Annotated in this window: 17 protein-coding genes; 11 read left to right on the plus strand and 6 right to left on the minus strand. The window is 43.7% G+C overall.

The window, feature by feature from the left end; all coding sequences use genetic code 11:
- Positions 1 to 162 precede the first annotated feature (162 nt).
- Positions 163 to 3,372 (minus strand): efflux RND transporter permease subunit, encoded by a 3,210-nt coding sequence (locus tag GQR89_RS01690; RefSeq protein ID WP_158768452.1) that lies wholly within the window; start codon positions 3,370 to 3,372, stop codon positions 163 to 165.
- Positions 3,373 to 3,380: 8 nt separating this feature from the next.
- A complete protein-coding gene (locus tag GQR89_RS01695) occupies positions 3,381 to 4,544 on the minus strand; it encodes an efflux RND transporter periplasmic adaptor subunit (RefSeq protein WP_233269050.1) in 1,164 nt (387 codons plus the stop codon).
- Between the two features lie 350 nt (positions 4,545 to 4,894).
- On the opposite strand from GQR89_RS01695, the gene GQR89_RS01700 reads away from it, so the two are divergent.
- From GQR89_RS01700 to GQR89_RS01720, 5 genes are all read left to right on the plus strand, one after another.
- Positions 4,895 to 6,469, plus strand: coding sequence for a M28 family metallopeptidase (locus tag GQR89_RS01700; RefSeq protein ID WP_233269142.1), 1,575 nt, complete (start codon positions 4,895 to 4,897; stop codon positions 6,467 to 6,469).
- A 58-nt stretch (positions 6,470 to 6,527) separates the two neighbouring features.
- Entirely contained in the window at positions 6,528 to 7,067 is a 540-nt protein-coding gene (locus tag GQR89_RS01705) for a DsrE family protein (RefSeq protein ID WP_233269051.1), read from the plus strand.
- Positions 7,068 to 7,180: 113 nt separating this feature from the next.
- On the plus strand, positions 7,181 to 7,399 hold the full coding sequence (locus GQR89_RS01710) for a hypothetical protein (protein ID WP_158768454.1): 219 nt from the start codon (positions 7,181 to 7,183) through the stop codon (positions 7,397 to 7,399).
- A 38-nt stretch (positions 7,400 to 7,437) separates the two neighbouring features.
- Positions 7,438 to 7,725 (plus strand): DUF167 family protein YggU, encoded by a 288-nt coding sequence (gene yggU, locus GQR89_RS01715; RefSeq protein ID WP_158772101.1) that lies wholly within the window; start codon positions 7,438 to 7,440, stop codon positions 7,723 to 7,725.
- 119 nt (positions 7,726 to 7,844) lie between these two features.
- A complete protein-coding gene (locus GQR89_RS01720; RefSeq protein ID WP_158768455.1) occupies positions 7,845 to 8,717 on the plus strand; it encodes a RimK family alpha-L-glutamate ligase in 873 nt (290 codons plus the stop codon).
- Positions 8,718 to 8,744: 27 nt separating this feature from the next.
- Here the strand turns inward: GQR89_RS01720 and GQR89_RS01725 are convergent, their stop codons facing one another.
- Entirely contained in the window at positions 8,745 to 9,212 is a 468-nt protein-coding gene (locus tag GQR89_RS01725; RefSeq protein ID WP_158768456.1) for an Lrp/AsnC family transcriptional regulator, read from the minus strand.
- A 136-nt stretch (positions 9,213 to 9,348) separates the two neighbouring features.
- Here GQR89_RS01725 and GQR89_RS01730 point away from each other — a divergent pair, with 136 nt between their 5' ends.
- On the plus strand, positions 9,349 to 10,176 hold the full coding sequence (locus tag GQR89_RS01730) for a tryptophan 2,3-dioxygenase family protein (RefSeq protein ID WP_158768457.1): 828 nt from the start codon (positions 9,349 to 9,351) through the stop codon (positions 10,174 to 10,176).
- Positions 10,166 to 11,299, plus strand: coding sequence for an aminotransferase class V-fold PLP-dependent enzyme (locus GQR89_RS01735; protein ID WP_158768458.1), 1,134 nt, complete (start codon positions 10,166 to 10,168; stop codon positions 11,297 to 11,299). Before GQR89_RS01730 ends, GQR89_RS01735 begins: the two co-directional genes overlap by 11 nt.
- A gap of 1 nt (position 11,300) precedes the next feature.
- Here the strand turns inward: GQR89_RS01735 and GQR89_RS01740 are convergent, their stop codons facing one another.
- Positions 11,301 to 11,936, minus strand: coding sequence for an HAD family hydrolase (locus tag GQR89_RS01740; RefSeq protein WP_158768459.1), 636 nt, complete (start codon positions 11,934 to 11,936; stop codon positions 11,301 to 11,303).
- A 309-nt stretch (positions 11,937 to 12,245) separates the two neighbouring features.
- Here GQR89_RS01740 and GQR89_RS01745 point away from each other — a divergent pair, with 309 nt between their 5' ends.
- From GQR89_RS01745 to GQR89_RS01760, 4 genes are all read left to right on the plus strand, one after another.
- Positions 12,246 to 12,662 carry a hypothetical protein gene (locus GQR89_RS01745; protein WP_158768460.1) on the plus strand — a complete coding sequence of 139 codons (417 nt, stop codon included), beginning with the start codon at positions 12,246 to 12,248 and terminating at the stop codon, positions 12,660 to 12,662.
- Between the two features lie 264 nt (positions 12,663 to 12,926).
- Complete coding sequence (locus GQR89_RS01750; protein ID WP_158768461.1) at positions 12,927 to 15,278, plus strand: TonB-dependent receptor; 2,352 nt, start codon at positions 12,927 to 12,929, stop codon at positions 15,276 to 15,278.
- Positions 15,279 to 15,486: 208 nt separating this feature from the next.
- Positions 15,487 to 16,233 carry a ferredoxin--NADP reductase gene (locus GQR89_RS01755; protein ID WP_158768462.1) on the plus strand — a complete coding sequence of 249 codons (747 nt, stop codon included), beginning with the start codon at positions 15,487 to 15,489 and terminating at the stop codon, positions 16,231 to 16,233.
- A gap of 106 nt (positions 16,234 to 16,339) precedes the next feature.
- A complete protein-coding gene (locus tag GQR89_RS01760) occupies positions 16,340 to 17,017 on the plus strand; it encodes a hypothetical protein (protein WP_158768463.1) in 678 nt (225 codons plus the stop codon).
- Between the two features lie 18 nt (positions 17,018 to 17,035).
- Here GQR89_RS01760 and cysG read toward each other — a convergent pair whose 3' ends face one another.
- A complete protein-coding gene (gene cysG / locus GQR89_RS01765; RefSeq protein WP_158768464.1) occupies positions 17,036 to 18,424 on the minus strand; it encodes a siroheme synthase CysG in 1,389 nt (462 codons plus the stop codon).
- Between the two features lie 285 nt (positions 18,425 to 18,709).
- A complete protein-coding gene (locus GQR89_RS01770; protein ID WP_158768465.1) occupies positions 18,710 to 20,455 on the minus strand; it encodes a DEAD/DEAH box helicase in 1,746 nt (581 codons plus the stop codon).
- Between the last annotated feature and the right edge of the window lie 339 nt (positions 20,456 to 20,794).

A 20,794-nucleotide genomic window follows, 5' to 3' on the forward strand; every position in this document is an offset into this window, starting at 1 on the left:
GCCTTGCTATCATCTACTAAAGTCTATGCCGTTAAGTGTATCGGTCAGGCTTGGGATTTATTTAAATCTCGTTGGAAGGGAATAAAAAAAGCGTCATTAAGACGCTTTCTTATTACAGGCTTCCCAGTATAAACGTGAGCGTATACAGGGAACGGCTCGCTATTAGTTTAGGTGAGTCGTCTGCTGCTTGTTATTCTTGCGATTAAACAGACGACCGATTGCGGCAAATATTCCGCTAAATAGGGCTTTGATATCTTCCAGTATTAAATACAAGCAGGGCACTAAGATCAGTGTTACTAGCGTGGCATACATAACGGAAAAGCCTAATGCTACCGCCATCGGAATGACGAACTTTGCTTGTAAGCTGGTTTCGAACATGATGGGTAAGACACCAGCAAAGGTGGTAATCGACGTCAGTGTGATCGCCCGAAAGCGTGCACAACCGGCATTGATAACCGAGTCCTTGAGGCGCACACCCATCGCGCGTTGTTGGTTGACGAAGTCTGTCATTACCAGACTGTCATTTATCACCACCCCTGCGGCGGCGATAATGCCAAAGGTCGACATCATGCTTAAATCGATATCAAAAATGAAGTGACCCCAAATCGCACCCGTCAAACTAAAGGGAATGACCGACATAATAATCAGTGGTTGGCCATAGCTCTTAAGCGGCGCGGCGAGTAGGATATAAACCATAATCAAGCCCGCAACCAAGAACATCATTTGCTGACTTTGCTGCGCCTGTTGTTCTTCGATGGTGCCACCAAGTTCGGTTTTTACCCCGGGGAATTTATCTTTAAGTTGAGGGAGTAATTCTTTTTCAACTTTTTCGATAACCGCATTTGGTTCGACTTCTTCTTCGTCAATTGAACCGAACACATATACGCTACGGTATCCCCCTTCTCGGCGAATATAGTTAATACCCGGTTTCTCCGTTAAGCTAACGACGTCCCCAAGCATGACCTCTTTACCTGTTGGGGTTGTAATCACAGCGTATTTTAGTTCTGCAAAGCGTTCACGGGTGACTTTGGGGTATCGCACCATCACGCGCACTTCGTCGCCACCACGAATAACTCGTTGGGCTTCACCACCGTAGAAACTGGCGCCAACTTGGCGTGCAATTTCGGCTAAATTTAAGCCTAAATCATAAGCCACGGGTAGTAAGTCCATTTGAATTTCTTTACTGGCCGGGTCGATAGTAGAGCTGATATCAAACAGGCCATCGGTTTGCTGCAACATGGAGATAAATTCTCGCCCAGCAGCATTAAGGGTATTAATATCACTGCCGAATAGCATAAAGCCAAATTCACCATCGTCATTACCGCCACCGTTGATGTCATCGATGATAGTAATGGATTTCATACCTGGAATATCGGGCAGCTGTTCACGCCAACGTCTGGCGAGTTCAAATGCATCAAAATGACGATCATCTTCATCTACTAACGGTACTTGTACTCGGCCCTCTGTGCGCCCGCGGTTGAATACCATGATATCGCGCATCATAGTGTTGCCGTATTCGTCGACTATTTGTTTGTCTACGTCAAGGACCATACTTTCAATGGTAATGAGTGCATTGATGACCGCTTCATCGGACACGTTCTCGTTCATCTCAAAAGTGATACCCGGGAAATCATGGGGCACTTTAGGGGAGGGGATCATGCGTACGTAGTTGGCTGACACCAAGCCCCAACTGATCATTAATACCGCGATAAAAATACAAAAGACAAACCAGCGCCATTCGGTACATTTTTGGACAAAACGCTTGTACTTGCCGTTTACAAAGCCGAAGAAGCGCTTATTAAAACGAGCACGCCAACTGTGTTCTTTAATAGGAGTGAATTTCATGTGCGCTAAATGCGCCGGCAAAATCAGTTTTGATTCAATTAGGCTAAATACGAGGCACAGGATCACCACGCAGGCGATAACATAGAAAAACTGTCCTTCTGGGCCGGTTGAAAATAATGCCGGAGCGAACACCGCAATCGTGGTCAGAACCCCAAAAGTAGCAGGAGTGGCTACCCGTTTGGCACCGCGGATAACGCTTTCTGCGCCGCCGCCTGACTCTTCTATTTCACTGTAAGCACTCTCGCCGATGACAATGGCGTCGTCCACCACGATCCCTAGCACCATAATAAATGCAAACAGAGACAAAATATTAATGGTCACACCAAATATGGGCATCATCATGATGGCACCTAAGAAGCACACTGGCAGACCGAGCATAACCCAGAAGGCTAACCTAAAGCGCAGGAATATAGTCAGCATCAAGGCAACCAAAACCGCTCCTTGAATAAGATTTGTGAGCATCATGTCTAGGCGCGCGTTAAGGTAATAGGTCATGTCCACGAGTATCTTGAGCTGAAGACCAGATGGCAGGGTTTTATTGCGCATCTCAATGTAGTCTTTCACTGTTTTTGAGACCGGAATGGTGCTTTGGTCTTTCGTGGCCTTAACCGACATGTAAATAGCGTTCACGCCTGAATATTTGTAGTAACGCTGACCTTCAACAAATCCGTCTTGAATGGTCGCTACGTCACCTAATAATACTTTGCCGCCTGTATCGCTAATTTTAATAGGAATATGGCGAAACTCATCCCCATTATACAATTGGTTCTCAACGCGAACGGCCACTATGCCTGAATCGGTACGTAGTTCACCGGCAGAAATATTAGCCGAATAGTTACGAATAGCTTGAGAAACATCACTGAGGGTTAAATTGTACTTACGCAAAATATCAGGTTTGATTTCAACGGATATTTCGTCTTCTGGGGCATCGACACTGACCAAAGAAATATTAGACAATTGTAATAGCTCGTCTTCTATTTTCTTGGCTATAGGCTTGAGCTGTGTAATCGGCAAATCACCTACTAAAGACATTTCAATGACGTCTTGTTGGAACTCGACTTGCGAGATATCCGGTGGTTCCATTTCCGCTGGGAATGTGGCGATACTGTCGACACGTGCTTTGACCTTATCGAGTACGTCGGTCAGTTTTTTATCTTTTTGGATCTCGAGAGTGACCCGTCCTGTACCGCGAAAGGCTCTTGATGTGGCCTTTTTAATTTCAGTAATGTCTTTTAACGACTCCTCAATTTTGATCAGAATACTTTCTTCTATTTCTTGGGGAGAGGCACCACGGTAGACGGCACTGATATTGATATAGTTAATTTCAATGTTCGGAAACATTTGGCGTTGAATAGTGAAGTAACTAAACAGGCCCATGATGATGATAAAAATCATCATCAAATTAGCGGCCACGGAATTGTTAGCGAAAAAAGCGATTAGGCCTGTTTGCTTATCCGCTTTACCGTTGTGTAGGATCGGTTCTTCGTGTGGTACGTGAGGGCGTGGTGTTTCATCTTCAGTTGACATACAGGCTCCTACTTGGCTTGCTGAGCGATTGACTCATCAGCGGCCGTGACATTATTCACTTTCACTTCCATACCCGTTTGCGGATACTCGGGTAGTGTGGTGACGATGCTATCGTTGTCGGATATGCCTTTACTGATCAGTAAAAATTCACCTTCTTCACGTAAGATTTCGACTTTTTTGGGCTGCAACTTACTGTCTTTGTCCATCACCCACACAGTTTGGTTATTCACCAATGCTTGGGGTAAGCGATAGATGTGGTCAAGGGTGCGACCAGAAAAACTCACTTGTACGTAATTACCAAATTTAAGGGCTGGCAAATTACTTTTTAAACTGTAAGGGTCATTAACACGCACTACAAGTTGACTCATGCGAGTGGCTTGGTCTACCACACCTAAATCTCGAGAAATAAGGCCTGTGCGCTTAACGGGGTTATAACCGTTAGTGGTAATTTGTGCTTCTTTATCGGCTAAATTGTCAGGTAAAAACTCACGATCAAAACCAGCGATAGGAAAGATAACTTCTGCTGCTTCAACGCTATAAATTTCACCTACTGTGGTGCCTTGAACTATAAATTGGCCAACGCCGATATTACGGCTAACGACTAGGGCATCGTATGGCGCTATGACCGCACAGTTGTCTAAGTCGCGCTGCGCTATTTTCAAACCTGCTTGAGCTGACTTTAAGTTTGCTTCAGCACTAAGTAACTGCGGTTTCCGTAAATATAAATCAGACACTTGACTGTTAGGAATGCCTTTGGCTTCTTGCTTGGCTACATCGGCCCGGGCTTTTTCTTCTATTAGTTGTGCTTGGGCTAAGCTAACGTTGGCTTGGGCTTGTAGAAGAGCAGCTTCATACGTGTCTTTCTCAATACTAAACAGGGTGCTACCGTGCAAGACTAAGCCACCAGCAACAAAATTAGGATGCCAACTGACGACTTCACCAGATACTTGCGATGAAATCATAGTGCGCTCAAGGGGTTGTACTTCACCGTAGTTGGCAATAACCACTTGATAGTCTTCAGCATGAGCGGCTTCCACCGTAACGGTCGGGCGCGTATCGACTATCTCTTTATTCTCATCTTCTGATGCACTAACTTCAATCAATGTCATGGTGCCAAAACCGGCGACAAGAGCAAGAGCGGGGAATAGAACTTTCATCCATCTATTGTTCATTGGGGGGGAAAACCTTATTTGTGTGTTTAATTATTATTATATTTGGTTGTTATACGCAGATAGTAATCGAACGTATCACTCAGTGAGTGCTGCCAATTGTAAACAGTCATGAGTATATCGATTTACAGCTGTTTTTCCTATTCTCTTATTGGTTTTTTGTCGCCAATTAGACTCGAAACTAAGCGTAAAATTGAGTGAAATTAGCGTCTTAAGTATGCGAAACTAAGTAAGTGTTCATAACGAGTTCCTAATTTCATACCGAGACCCATATTATGTTTAGTTCCAAAGTACCTTGTCAATTTTACAATAATGTTAAAGCAGTTGTGTTGCTTACCTTGGTGTTAAGCGGCATGCACGCGAATGCAGAGCAAAAAATATCTATAGTCGACTTGCCTAATGTCGCCAAGCATATTGAAGTGTTGGCATCGGACGCTTTTCAAGGGCGGGGGCCTTTGACCGAAGGAGAGCAACTGACAATTAATTATTTGGCTGAGCAATATCAAGCCATGGGATTACTAGGCGCTAATCCGAATAATGGGCAATCCTCGCCGTTAGGGCGATACTTTCAAGCCGTTCCGATGGCGAAAATTACCCCCAACCAAGATATGACATTGAAAATTGGTGATTTATCTTTTGCATCAGGTAGTGATTTCACCGCCCGTACCGAGCAAATCAACTCGCAAATAACACTCAATGATTCTGCCTTAGTTTTTGTTGGTTACGGTATTAATGCGCCAGAATATCAATGGAATGACTACGCTGATATCGATGTCTCAGGCAAAACAGTAATAGTGTTGGTCAACGACCCAGGATTTGCTACGCAAGATGCTAAATTATTTACAGGTAACGCAATGACCTACTACGGTCGTTGGACTTACAAATACGAAGAAGCTGCTCGTCAAGGTGCAAAAGCCGTGTTAATTGTGCATGAAACCGCAGCGGCAGCTTATCCTTGGAGCGTGGTAGAAAGCTCGAATACTGGCAGCAAATACACATTGGTAGACGGTCAGCAAAATAAATCGAAGTTACCTATTATGGGCTGGTTGCAATTGGCCGCGACCGAGCAAATATTCAAGCAATCAGGTCTTGATTATCAGCAACTTAAAAAGCAAGCACTGCAAGCCGATTTTACCCCTACTACTTTGCAGCAAAGTGCCAACCTAACCCTTGTGAATACCATTAGCCGAGCAACGTCACACAATGTTGTGGCGAAAATAGAAGGCAGTAAGTACCCTGATGAATATGTGTTGGTAGGCGCTCATTGGGATCATTTTGGTACGAAACACACGCCAGATGGTGACATTATTTATAACGGAGCCGTAGATAATGCCTCTGGCGTTGGTGGCACATTAGAGATGGCACGTATTTTAATGGCGAAACATAAAGTGACGCCATTTGAGCGTTCTATTTTATTTATTAATTTCACGGCTGAAGAAACAGGCTTAATTGGCTCGGAGCAGTTTTCGAAAGGGGAAATTATCCCCACCAAAAACATGGTGGCACTGGTCAATATTGATGGCATGAACGTGTTAGATAAAGTGGATTATATTTTACAATACGGCGATGGTTTATCTGAAATGGAAGATTACCTAGTGCAGGCTGCTAAGGTGCAACATCGTCAGGTGAAGTTAGATCCGCGTCCACAAAATGGTTTATTTTTCCGGTCTGATCATTTCTCAATGGCGAAACGCGGTGTGCCGAGTTTGTTGTTTATGAGTTTGGGCGATACGGACCCTGATTATATCGCACATCGATATCACAAGGCTGAAGATGACTTTTCGGCCGACTGGTCCTTAGGTGGTGTGGAGCAAGATATTGAGTTAATGGTCGATATTACTGAAACACTCGCTAATTCAAGAGACTGGCCTAAGTGGAAAATGGACTCTGACTTTAAAACCAGTCGAGAGGCCGATTTAGCGCATTAGCAATTGACTAATACCTATTAAATACAACCAATGAAATATAAATAGCGAAGGAGATAAAATGAAAAAATTGACGATATTGACACTCATGTTACTGCTTAGCAGTGTTGGGGGGAAAAGCATGGCGGCTGAGTTTGCTGATGGTCCGGTTATTTTTGGTTATGGTAAACATGCGCCTGTGCAGCAGGATATGAAGCTTGAGAAAGGCGCCGTCCTCAAAGTGGTATTTGATGTCAGCCAAGCAGGGAAAGATGGTGCACTTAATCGCAGCTTTGACACCGTGGCGCGCTTTCTTAATATGCATGTGGCGAATGGTGTGCCAGCCAAAGATATTCATTTAGCGATAGTTGTGCATGGCAGCGCCAGTAATGAGATGTTAAACGCCAGGGCGTATAACGCTAAATACGATAAAGAAAACCCTAACAGTGAACTGATTTCTAAGCTTCTTAAAAATAACGTTAAGTTTGTCTTGTGTGGGCAATCTGCGGCTTTTAATGAAATTACTAATCAAGACATGATTGAAGGAGTAGATATGGCGCTATCGGCGATGACTGCCCACGCTATTTTTGCTGCACAGGGATACAGTCAAAATCCCTTCTAGACTTGCCATGCATCGGTTATTGATGTCATAACACTCTTATATGCTCGCAGTATGCGAGCATAATCTTGACCCTTGTCTATTTTCGTTCTTAATTTGCATGTTAAAGTGTACAAATGGAAGATTCAGCCATTCAAATCGGTTTACCTTGTGCATATCCAGTGCTCTGCCAGTGGATTGGTATTGCGTTGATTGTGGCATTTTTGGGTATGCTGCTTGGTATCGTATATGCGGTAATAAAAGACCGTAAACGCCAACAAACCAAACGTGAACAGAGACGCTATCGCCGTCATATAAATGCTAATTCTAAGCGTCATCCTAAGGATACACAGTGACAAATTCACTCGCATCTAACAGCACGTCAAATTCCGTAATTAAGGCAGCGGCACTAACAAATGGTAGCTTACAGCTACGCGTATATTTGCAACCTAAAGCCTCTCGGGATGAAATTATAGGTTTGCATGGAGATGAACTTAAAGTTGCGATTACGGCGCCGCCCATCGATGGCAAAGCTAATGCCCATCTAATCAAATATATAGCCAAACAATGCGCGGTGGCAAAGTCTAAGGTCACGATTACCAAAGGACAGCTAAACCGACATAAAACCGTGAGTGTTAGTGAGCCAAGTATAATCCCTAACGTTATTCAGGTATTACTTTAATGGCGGCTGAGCTTTTTTATGTAGCTAGAAATATTTTTTGAGTCTTATCGGTGTCCTTGATGGTAGGTATCAAGCCACCACGATAAGAGCCTATTCTTTACGCTAAGGTCAATTATTCTATGAAACGTTGTGCTTTTTTATCCACCGATAACCTTGAAGGTTACTTTGTTTATGATGAGTTGCTGTATGAGCCTTTGAAGCAAGTCGGTTGGCTAGTCGAGACTGTTTCTTGGCATAGCAAAAACGTGGATTGGAACACATACGACGTAGTCGTTGTGCGCAGTACTTGGGATTATCAACAACATGCTAGAGCATTTATGCAATGCCTCAGGCGTATCGACGAGTCTACGGCGATACTCGCAAATAGCTTGCGATTACTGACGTGGAATATAAGCAAAGAATATTTAAAAGATATTGCCAGTCAGGGGATAAGTATTGTACCGACTCTGTGGCTGGACACTTTTGACTTGTCTGCAGTCAGTGCAGGGTTTGAGCATTTCGGTTGTGAGCGATTGGTGGTTAAACCGACGATAAGCGCTAATGCTGATCACACCTATATGCTTGACCGCGAGCAACTGCTTGCTCAAGCAAAGGACTTAAAATCGGTCTTTACGGATCGTGCTTTTATGGTGCAACCGTTTATTGAAGCAGTGGTTACCCAAGGCGAATACTCATTATTTTACTTTAACGGGCATTACAGCCATACCATTTTAAAGTCGCCACAACAGGGAGATTTTAGGGTGCAAGAAGAACATGGTGGCAGTATGCAAACCGTTGACCCAGATGAAGAGATGTTGACTCAGGCGCGTCATACTATGGCCGCTATGCCAGATGATGCTTTGTATGCGCGCATTGATTTATTACGTTATCAAGACGAATACGTAGTGATTGAGATTGAGCTTATTGAACCTAGTTTGTATTTCAACATGGATACCCAATCCCCTAAACGTTTTGCCGAGGCATTTGTAGAATCTTTTGGTAGGGGCGACTAGCCCAGACCTTATAAGCCAGTGTGCACGCTACGCCAGCATAGCAGCATAAGGACCATTATTTTTAACCATGCGGGTTGAAATGGCGGTGTTGAAGCGTTGCACGCCCGGCAGGCGGCTTAGTTGAGCGCGAAGCAGTTCGTCAAATGCTTCGATATCGCTGGCGAGTATTTCCAGAACATAATCAGAATCACCCGTTACAGCATGGCATGAGCGCACTGCCTTATGGGTAATAATTGCCTGCTCAAACGCCTGATAATGCTCAAAGTCGACCACCACATGAACCAAAGCGCGAATGGTCAATCCCAACGCTTTAGGATTAAGCTGCGCACTGTAGCCTTCTATGACCCCAGCTAATTGTAATTGCTGCACTCTGTTCCAGCAGGGGGTTTTACTCATACCAATTGTATCTCCGAGGGCCGCGAACGACATTCGTGCGTCTTGCTCTAAAGCCATGACTATCTTTTTAGCACTGATATCTAATGTATGTTTTTTCATTTAATTGTTTTCCGGAACGATGTTCTAAAAATACATATTTAATCAGTATAAATAGAACAATGTTCAAAGGCGAGTGTTCTAGCATGGTTGATATTAACAGCGTGAAAACGTGCAATATTCAAACTGAGTGTGACTAATGAAAATACCGAATCAGACTGAATCGACCTTTCGCCAAAAATACCATGCGTTACTTGATAACCCTGAGATTCTTGATTACGGCAGTTACTTAAACTGTCAGCAACTGCTAAGTGCACAGAAGCCGTTAACTGAGTTATGTAATGGTGACGAGTTACAGTTTCAAATTGTGCACCAAGTGGAGGAGTTGTGGATGAAGCTTATGATCTACACCTTAGTTGATGTGTTGGAATATATGCAGCAAGAAAATACGCTGCGAGTGGTGTCATTAATGAAGCGGGTCTCGTTTATTCAACGCATGATGAGCCAGCAACTCGATTTACTAGAGACCATGTCACCTAAGGAGTATCAGCAAATTAGATTGCAACTCGGTAATGGTAGCGGTCAAGAGTCACCGGGTTTTCGCACTTTGTTAAAAATGCCACAAGACATTTGGCAGGTCTTTGAAGACCAGTATTTGGCAGGGCGAAATAAATCTATCGAACAAATCTATGATAGCCAATATAGCCATGATGAAAGCTATATGTTGGCTGAGTGCCTAGCAGAATTTGACGAGCAGTTACAAAAATTTCGCAGCTTACATCTGTTTTTAATTCAGCGTTCTATAGGGCTTGAAGCTAAGTCTTTAAAGGGGCGGGCAGTGACCATATTGGAAAACGGCGCTAAGCATCGTTTCTTTCCGCAATTGTGGGATATTCGTAGCAGCATGACCAATAGTTGGGGGCAAGTTTATGGTGAGGTGCGTGACTCTATTAGTGGTGCAGACAACAATGTGAGTGCCTCGTCAGGCTGTCCATTTCATCGAGTCGCGAGCCAAGATGCACAGTAATATACAGAGTGAAGGTGCTTTTTTTTCTGTGCCCAAAGGCATGTATTTGCTCAGTCATTCGGTAGGCTGCTTACCGGTACAAACCAGCAGTGTTGTTGCTCAGAAGTATTTTGCGCCTTGGCAACAAAAAGGCGGCGACGCTTGGCCTGAGTGGTTAGGCATTATTGACCAATTTTGTCACGAATTAGGGATGATTTTTAACGCAAGTGATGTCGATTTTTGCCCGCAGTTAAGTGTTTCGAGCGGGCTAAGCCAGTATTTACAGTCACTACCACCACTACCTAATAAACCAAAACGCACGGTTTTGATGCATGCAACAGCATTTCCGTCTCTTGGTTTTGCTGTACAAGGGCTAGCAGAGTATGGCTTTGAGCTTAAATTAATCGATAAAGACATTGCCCCCAATGACTTAGACGCATGGCAAGCACACATGACCGATGATGTGGCGGTAGCCGTTATTACTCATGTGCATTCCAATAGTGGTGAATTGTCGGATATTGTTGAAATCAGCAAATTATGCCGCGCCAAGCAAGTTCCCGTTGTCGTTGATATCGCCCAGTCTGCTGGGGTTATTCCAATTGATCTGCAGGACTGGCAGGCTGATGTGGTGCTGGGCTCATGTGTTAAGTGGTTATGTGGCGGTCCAGGAGCCGCCTTTATGTGGGTTAATCCATCACACTTAGATGATTTGCAGCCTAAGAATATAGGTTGGTTCTCTCACGAAAATCCATTTGAGTTTGATATTGAGCATTTTGCATATGCAAAAGGGGCTAAGCGTTTTTGGGGTGGCACCCCTAGTGTTTTGCCCTATGCTAGCGCGATGGTGGGGATTCAACAGATACGCAAAATAGGTGTATCAAACATTTACGCTCATAGTAAAAATTTGCAGAGTATTGTGCTTGGTAGCGCGGCTACACATTTAGCGAAAATGATTAATCTTGAACAATCGGGTGGCACGCTTTGCTTGGCGTTAGAAAAGAACATACTTGATCGCCTAGCTAACAAATTAACGCAGTCTAACGTTTATTATGACCGTCGAGAAAATAGCATTAGATTATCGTGGCATATATATAATACCGAGCAAGAAGCGCGCAAGGTCGCTGATATATTCCTCAGTCTGTAACTCAGTCGAGTGTATTTGCCTTATTCATTGTGTGGTTCTCGCGAACTGAGCTGACAATATCTTTGAATTGCGCAAAATTATTGAATATCCAATCCGCCTCATGTGCATAGTTTGGGGCTTCGTTTGGCGCATATAGGCAAGCTAACATACCGGCGTTTTTTGCAGCGTGTATGTCATATAAGTAATCCCCCACGTAGGCCAATTGGGTAGCCGGAATTTGCCAACGTTCGGCTATACGCAATAATGCGCTAGGGTCAGGTTTTGGTGGGGCGTCTTCTCGGGTTAATACTACGTCGAACAGTATATGATTGCTCGCTAGTTTCAATGTTGTGGCTTGTTTACTGTTGCGCGTCACAATGGCTACGGGCAGCTGCTTTTGCTGTAAGGCATGAATAAGTTGCTTAGCGCCATCGATCCATAAACCATTGCGGGCATCTTCAAGCTCATAATCTTGAACAATTTTATTGGCATGTTCTTGCTCAGGGAATGGTAAGCCGGCAATAAAATGTAAGATGTCCTGATCCAGTGGACACCCCAAAAGGGTACGCAAGTAGCTGAAGTCAAGCTTGGAAGTAACAAGCGTACCGTCTAAGTCAAAGATAAAACCTTTTATATTGGTAATTGGGTGGCATGTCATAAAGTCGTTTCATTTAAGTCGTTGGAACGATGCAACTGCATACGCTATTAAGTCGATTCTAGCCTTATTTTTATCACAGTTATGTCATTCAACGATACAACTCTGCTATTGGTCGCGTCGCATTAAAAACTTACGCTTTCACTGTAAGAAATTCTGCGTATTTCGGTCTGGTCATATATCTACTATTAAGTAGTGATAATAGCCCAACGTGAACGTAAAAGTTGACGTGGTGCTTTTTATTTAATAAAGCCGATTTAACGGCCAGTTTAATTTTTTAAACTGCAAAATAGTCATAATCAAGGAATCAAAATGAGTGAAGCGATATCTAGTGATGTACGTACCCGTCTGCAGTGGTCTTTATTAGCCCTGCGTCTTGGGGTGTTCATTGTCATGTTTGTTTGGACATTAGACAAATTTGTGAACCCAGGTCATAGCATCGCTATTTTCGAGAAGTTCTACTCAATTCCTGGATTGGGTGAAACAATCGCTTATATCATGGGGGCATTGCAGCTTTTACTCGTGTTGGCATTTGTTGCCGGTATTAAAAAGCGTTTTACTTACGGGCTTATCTTTTTGATGCACGGTGGCTCTACGTTATCTGCTTTCGCACTATATATTGATGCTTTCAGCAACTTATTGTTCTTCGCAGCATGGCCAATGTGGGCAGCATGTTTTGCCTTGTATTATATGCGTGACCAAGACACTAAATTTACTTTGGGTAAATAGTATAGGTTAGCGAATAGGTTGGTAATGAAAGCCGACTAGGTCTATACCGTGTTTTGAAAATTAGCCGACTGGTTTAGAACCGTCGGCTTTTTGCTTTTATTAGTCATGGTTATAATGTCTAATAGATTGAAAAAATGTAATGTTTTTAAATAGTTGGCCCAAATGACAGCGTCATATATTTGTCATGAAACAGTCATCTAGGTTTCGCATTTACTGAGTACCTTTGCAGCGCTTTATTCGCAGACACTCATAAATGGAACACACATGAAAACCCTAAAACCATCTATTTTTACCCTCAGTAAATTGTCTTTGTTGGTTGCCGCAGTTATGGGCACTCATGCCTTTGCAGCAGAGCAACGAAATAACAATCAAATTGAAGAAATTACGGTCACAGCCCAGAAGCGCGATCAGTCTATTCAGGACGTACCTGTTAGCATCAGTGCCTACGACGGCGCCTTCTTAGAGCGTTTGGGTGTTGCTGAGCTAGATACCTTGTCAGAAATTACCCCTGGTTTAGTTATTCAAGAGCAAAGCCCGAACAATCCGGGATTTGTCATTCGTGGTATTACCTCTGATAGCGGCTCATCACAAGCGGCACCGCGTGTGTCTATTTATTATAACGGCGCAGATGTTTCTCGCTCTCGGGGCTCTTATTTTGAGTTGTTTGATATTGAGCGTGTTGAGGTAGTTAAGGGACCACAAGCGACGTTGTTCGGTACCGCAGCGTCTGTCGGGGCATTAAGTGTAATTACCCGTAAGCCCCAAGAAGAATTTAGCGCCCAGTTAAAAGGCAGTTTGGGTAATTATTCCGCTGAAGCCTTAAACGGCTTTGTAACAGGCGGCAATAGCCAAGTGCAAGGCCGTCTGGCGTTTAGTTATCGCCAGCGCGATGGTTTCATCCGTAATATTGCGGGTGAAGCGGGTTCGCAAAACCCAGATGGTTTTGACCAAGAAGACATGCATGGCATCGAACGTACTTCGTTTCGCCCATCACTTCGTTTCACACCTAATGAAGATGTCACGGTTGATTTGGTTTACACCTATGAAAAAAATGATGACACAGGCACCTCATTTAAAAATGGCTTGTACGCGCCTACTGGCGGAAATACCAGCCCATTCACATTTGTTGAAATGGCGGGCAGTCCTGAATCTGAAGACGTTTTTGGTCGCCAAGACTTAGGCGTAGAACGTACAGTTGAAGACTTAAACCTCACAGTCAATTGGGATATCAATAGCGCACTCACATTTACTTCAATCACAGCGGGCCGTAGCTTTGATTCGTTAGAAGTGTTTGATGCTGATGGTACTCAAGCATGGTTTCTAGAATTTGCCGAAGATGCCAATGGCGATCAATTCAGCCAAGAATTTAGATTAATTCACCAAGGTGACAAGTTAACCACTATTGCGGGTGTGAGCTATTTTACCGAAGACGGCAGTCAGGCCGTACCCTTTAGCACCGAAGAGTCAATTTTTCTAAATTGTTTAGGGGCGTTTTCGGACCTTGGTCAGCCTTGTGTTGCTAGTGATGGTTCAGTACCGATTCTAACCCCCACCTTGACACAAGGGGCCTTTGAGTTACTGCCTTATAGTTTTGAATTTGAAAATTACGGCGATACCGACGCTTATTCCGCTTTTGTAGATGTTACCTACGCATTGAATGACGTATTAGAGCTGACGACAGGATTGCGCTACGTGCGTGAGGATAAAAGCAGTGGTTACCGCTCTAATGCCCCTGCGAGCGTGTTAACGGGGAGTGAGCTATTTACGGTTAACACCAATGGTGAAATATTCCGTGCACAAGCGGACTATGACGACTGGTTACCGCGTTTCAATCTATTGTATGTGTTTAATGAAAAAATCAATATGTACGCAACTATATCAAAAGGTCGTCGCTCAGATGTGCTCAGCGTGACATCAGTTCGTGGTGAAGACGGTCTAGGTGAAGAGTCAGTCAGCGAAATACCAGCAGAGATCATCTGGAACTATGAAGCAGGCATTAAAGGTCAGGCTTTTGATAAATCAGTTAACTACAATGCCTCAGTTTTCTATCAGGACTATTCAAACTTTCAGGTCACTTTGCTTGATGATGACGGAGTTGCTTTTGCTGCGGATGCTGGGTCAGCAACAAACTTGGGCGTTGAAGCAGAGGTCCGTGCGTTATTAGGAGCCGATTTCGAAGTATTCGCCAATTTTGCCTATCTTGATGCCACCATCGATGATGACAGCACCAATGGTAACTTGGCGGGCAATCGCTTTAGATTACAGCCTGAATGGACCGCCAGTATCGGTATGTTTTATTCAACCGAACTAGCGCAAGATTACAACCTGACCAGTTCGCTTTTGTACAGCTATCGCTCAGATGTGTTCTTTGAACCAGCCAATGCGCCTATTTCAGGCCTAGATATCAGCGAAGATGCCGTCAGTCTTGTGAGTGCACGTATTGGCATCGCAGGGAGTGACGAGAATTGGTCTGTTAGTCTGTTTGCCAGTAATTTACTGGATAAAGAGTATTTAGTTGATGCAGGTAATACCGGAGGCGGGTTTGGAAATCCGACGTTTGTAGCCGGTCCACCACGTTTTTATGGTGTTGAGTTTACGATGAATTTCGGTGACTAAGCGATACGCTTAGATAAGTGTACGCCAAGTATGCCTTATATCATTTAATAGCGTACCTGATCAGTTATTGAGTAGAAAACTTGAGAAAGCCCCTAGTAGCTAAAGGGGCTTTTTTTGATTTATGCAAAGACGAAGAATGAAATAATTCTCGAGTTCGTTATGATGAATCTTCAAAGCATAATGATTCAGTTTGTTAATTGGAGGTTGTATGGCCCAGTGGTTAGATGCAAAAGTGACCCAGCGTATAGATTGGAACGATCATCTGTTTAGTCTTCGTTTTCAATGTGATGAATTTCCTCAATATACCCCAGGGCAATTTACCAAAGTAGGACTAGAGCAAAACGGTAACGTCGTGTCTCGGCCTTATTCATTGGTTAGTCATCCACAAAACAGCGAACTTGAAATTATGGCTGTACCAGTTGCAGAAGGTGTGTTGTCGCCTAAACTGCATGAGTTACGTGAAGGGGACGCGTTAAAAGTGATGGCTCCAGCCACCGGTTTTTTAATCTTAAGTGAAGTCCCTGATAGTCATGATATTTGGCTTATTGCTACCGGAACTGGGGTAGGGCCGTTCTTATCTATACTGGCAGGAAGTGAAATTTGGCAGCGCTATGAGCAGGTTATTTTGGTTTATGCTGCACGTTATGCAAACGATTTAGCATACGGAAAATTTATTGCTAAATGCGTACATGACTACCCCACACAATTTAATTATGTGCCAATTGTAAGTCGCGAGAAAGTTAACGGCGCATTACAAGGGCGTATTCCCGACTTATTGCGCGCTGGCGATATTACTGAACAAGCAGGCCAGGTGCTTAATGCGACCCAAAGTCAGGTGATGCTATGCGGAAATCCACAGATGATTGAAGAAGCAATGTTAGTGTTAAAAGACATGGGGCTGAAAAAGCATCTGCGTCGTTCACCGGGACAAATTACGCAAGAGCGCTATTGGTAGATAAACAGGCCGCTTAGGCTGGGTTGTCTATAAGCTAAGGCGCCCTTGGCTAATTGTGCTAATATGCGCCCCCATAAAAAGCCCCTTATCCCATTAGGCACGTTATATGATCCCTTGGACCCTTCTTGATACTGCTGCTATTCCTAACAATGGCGGCGAGCTGAAGTTTTCTCAGCGAGATAAAGAATTTTCTATTCGCTTATCCGGTATACGTGGCGAGTTAATGAATAGCCGCGTTTATAATTCGGAAAAAGTCCTTTCAGAGTTGGGATGTTCTCATCTTAAAAACCGTAAAAATGCTCACGTATTGGTCGGTGGTCTGGGTATGGGGTACACACTATCGTCAGCGTTAAAAGCCGTTGATGAAACGTCCCAAGTCACAGTGGCTGAGCTAATACCAGAAGTAGTGAAATGGAATCAAGGCCCGTTGGGTAATTGTGCAGGCAATCCGTTGCAAGACCCAAGAACGACAGTATGTGTGGGCGATGTGAAGATGCTGCTTAATACACAAAAACCTACCTATGATGCTATTTTATTGGACGTGGATAACGGTCCTGAAGGATTAACCCACTCTGATAATAATTGGATTTATTCAGAGGCGGGTTTAAAAGAAATTTATCAAGTCATGAAAGACCAAGCAATGTTGGCGATTTGGTCGGCTGGACCAGACTATTTGTTTGAAGTGCGTCTTAAAAAAATAGGTTTTAAAGTAGATACCCGTGTTGTTCGTGCTCGCCCCGGCAAAGGCAGCAAGCACACTATTTTTCTAGCTAAAAAAGTTTAAGGTTTTAGCTAGCACAGGTTATGCGTTTTGCTTAAACCAGTTCAGTTTATCCCGCAGACTGACCACTGAGCCGACGATAATAAGCGCTGGTGGCTTAATACCTGCTTCAGTAACTCTTTGCTGAATATCGCGTAAATTACCAGTCACTACTTTTTGCTCTGGGGTCGTCGCTGACTGAACCAAGGCTATTTCGGTGGTATCAGGTAAGCCGTGCTCAATGAGCTTTTCACATATCACTGGCAGGCCAGTCAGGCCCATATAGAATACGGTGGTTTGTTCGGGCTGAGCCAGCATTGGCCAATTTAAATCGATACTGTTATCACGTAAGTGCCCTGTGGCAAAAACCACTGATTTAGCATGATCTCTGTGGGTGAGTGGAATGCCAGCATAACTTGCTGCTCCACTCGCTGCTGTAATACCGGGTACAACTTGAAAGCTAACGCCTTTTTCAACCAAGGTTTCTATTTCTTCACCGCCGCGGCCAAAAATAAACGGGTCCCCACCTTTTAAACGTACTACGCGGTTACCGGCTAAGGCCAAGTCAGCTAATAATTGATTGATTTCATCTTGGGGCACTGTGTGCAAGCTGCGTGCTTTGCCTACATAAATTTTCTCTGCATCACGGCGCACCAGCTCAAGTATTTCTTTTGATACGAGGCGGTCATAAACGACCACGTCAGCTTTTTGCATTAAACGTAGCGCACGAAAGGTCAACAAGTCAGGATCACCAGGCCCTGCGCCAACTAAATACACTTCACCTTTGCCTGAGTCGTGCTCATCTAGGGCAAGTTTTTCGTGCATCATTTGCTCTGCTTTACTTTGATTGCCTTGTAATACTTGTTCTGCAACATCGCCATCAAGCACGTCCTCCCAAAAATATCGGCGCTTGGTGACAGAATCGAATCGGGCTTTGACAGCATCACGGAATTTTTCAGAAAATTGTCCGAGTAAACTCACTTTTTGGGGAATAACGGATTCTAGCTTCTGGCGTAAATAACGCAGTAATACAGGCGCTACGCCACCGCTGCTCATGGCGATAATAATGGGCGAACGGTCGACAATGGACGGTGTAATAAACTGACAAAGCGGGGTGTTATCTACCACATTAACGAGAATATTGAGGGCTTTAGCTTGCTGATGAATCGTTACGTTTAACGCGCTATCGTCAGTCGCGACAAATACTAATTGCTTAGCGACTAAATCGTCGGCTTCGTAGCCACGAGTGTGCAAGGTGATTTTCCCTTCATTAGCCAAGCGATTGACTGTGTCACATGCCCAAGGTGCAACAACAATAATTGTCGCTGAAGTTTTCAGTAACAGTTCAACTTTACGGGCAGCTACTTCACCAGCACCAACAACGAGGCAGTTAAGTTCAGTGGTATCAACGAAAATAGGGAAATATTGCATGGGTGACTGCTAACGCTCTTTGCACAAAGTATATGGGCTATTTTGCGTGTTCTTGTTATTTAAATAAAGTATTGAAAGCTGAATGTATATTCTTTTTAGTTATTAATATTGAGTACTTAATGCATTTACTCAGGGCTAAGTGACGCTTTTACCAGAGGATTAGTATATTGAGCCTGCGCAGATGAAATAGCAGGCACAAAAAAGAGGCCCTTAGGCCTCTTCTAAATTTTTACACCTTGTTGTCTATAAGTGCTTAGCAAATAAAGACGGCGCTATTGGTTAACCTTACTCAGGTTTAGCTTTACGACGTGGAGGTTGATCTGACCACTCACGCATATTCAAGCGTTGACCAGCAACTCGGGTTTTCTGTAGTGTTTCCTGCGTCGCACGAGGCATGCTTTTTGGTAAATCAACAGTACTGAAGTTATCGTAAATTTCGATAGCGCCAATGTTTTTGCTGCTGATATTCGCTTCGTTAGCAATCGCACCCACAATATTACCTGGCTTAGCACCGTGAGAATGACCCACTTCGATGCGGTAGCGCTGCATACCTTCTTCAGGAGTGCTGCTCTTACGCGCACGTTGAGGTCTTTCACCGCCGCGCTCACCGCCACGTTGTCCACCACGTTCACGTCCGCCGCGCTCATCACGGCCGCCACGTTCATTTCTTTCACCACGAGGTGGCGCAGAGTTTAAATCTGGGCGATCACCTTCTTTAAGGATAAGAGGCTCGTCACCTTGTGCGATTTTAGCTAATGCAGCCATTATCACTTCTGGTGATGCTTCTGTTTCTTTTTGAATAGACTCAACGATCGGGATCAATGTCTCAATACTGCTGTCACTAATCGCTTCAATAACACTGTTTTTGAAACGGCTTAAGCGCGTTTCATTTAACTGTGAAATTGACGGGATAGGCATAGGCTCAATTGATTGGCGAGTAGCGCGTTCAATTGAAAACAACATGCGTTTTTCACGGTGTGAAATAAACAATATTGCATCACCCTTACGACCAGCACGACCAGTACGGCCGATACGGTGAACATAAGATTCAGTATCGTATGGAACGTCATAGTTAATAACGTGGCTTACACGCTCAACATCAAGTCCACGGGCAACAACATCAGTGGCAACCAGAATATCAATTTTGCCATTTTTCAAACGTTCAACGGTACGTTCACGAGAATTCTGTGGAATATCACCGTTTAGTGGCTCAACAGCATATCCGCGGGCTGACAATTTTTCTGCCAATTCCATTGTCGCAGTTTTGGTGCGCACAAATATAATCACGCCATCGAACTGCTCCACTTCCATTATACGGGTAAGAGCTTCAAGTTTATGATGACCGGCAACCTGACAATAGCGCTGGGTAATAGTGCTAGCAGTAGTGACTTTAGATTCGATTTTAACTTGCTTCGGATCGTTCAAATAACGTTTAGTTATTTTGCGGATTGGATCAGGCATAGTCGCTGAGAACAAAGCGGTTTGGCGCTTGTCAGGAGCGTGGCTTAAAATCCATTCAACGTCATCGATAAAGCCCATACGTAACATTTCATCGGCTTCATCAAGTACTAAGAACTTCAAGTTATCTAATTTAAGCGTACCTTTTTTGATATGGTCAATAACACGACCAGGCGTACCTACTACGACTTGAGCACCACGTCTTAGTTGACGAATTTGGTTGTCGTATGAAGAGCCACCATAGATAGGCAATACGTTAATTTTACGCGAGAAGCTAGCGTACACTTGGAAAGCTTCAGCTACCTGAATCGCTAGTTCGCGAGTTGGCGCTAAAACCAATAATTGGGTGTTGCTGTTGTTTGGGTCAATATTAGCTAGCATTGGCAAAGCAAATGCTGCTGTTTTACCTGTACCTGTTTGCGCTGTACCTAGAAGGTCGTGACCTTGCATAATAAGCGGAATACATTCAGCTTGGATTGGTGTGGGTTTTTCGTAACCTACTTTTTCTAAAGCTTGAAGAAGTTCGGCAGGTAGGTTGAGGTCTTTAAAAGTCAATTCGACAGTGTCAGTCATTAATTATCCCTAGTTAGAAACACGCAGGATTAACTTAGATTTCACAGTCAAATTCTAAAACGAAACCAGCGTGGATACACAAAAAAAGTATTATATGAGAAATCACCTCTATACACCACGTTAGGCCGTGTTTTATTTGAACTTATCTGTATTAATTTGAGATCTCTCGTTAAGTTGTTATCAATGCGTTAATGTAATGAAAAATAACCTTTAAAAATGCAACAAGTTGCCATGAAAATTTACGCAAACCCATGCGAGTTTGCTTTTAGCTATTTACATGACAATGCATTTGTAGGACAAAAAAATCACCGGCTTGAAATTTAATGAAAAGACTTGCTC

Origin of the sequence: Paraglaciecola sp. L1A13 (genome assembly GCF_009796745.1) — a bacterium.
Lineage (GTDB): Bacteria > Pseudomonadota > Gammaproteobacteria > Enterobacterales > Alteromonadaceae > Paraglaciecola.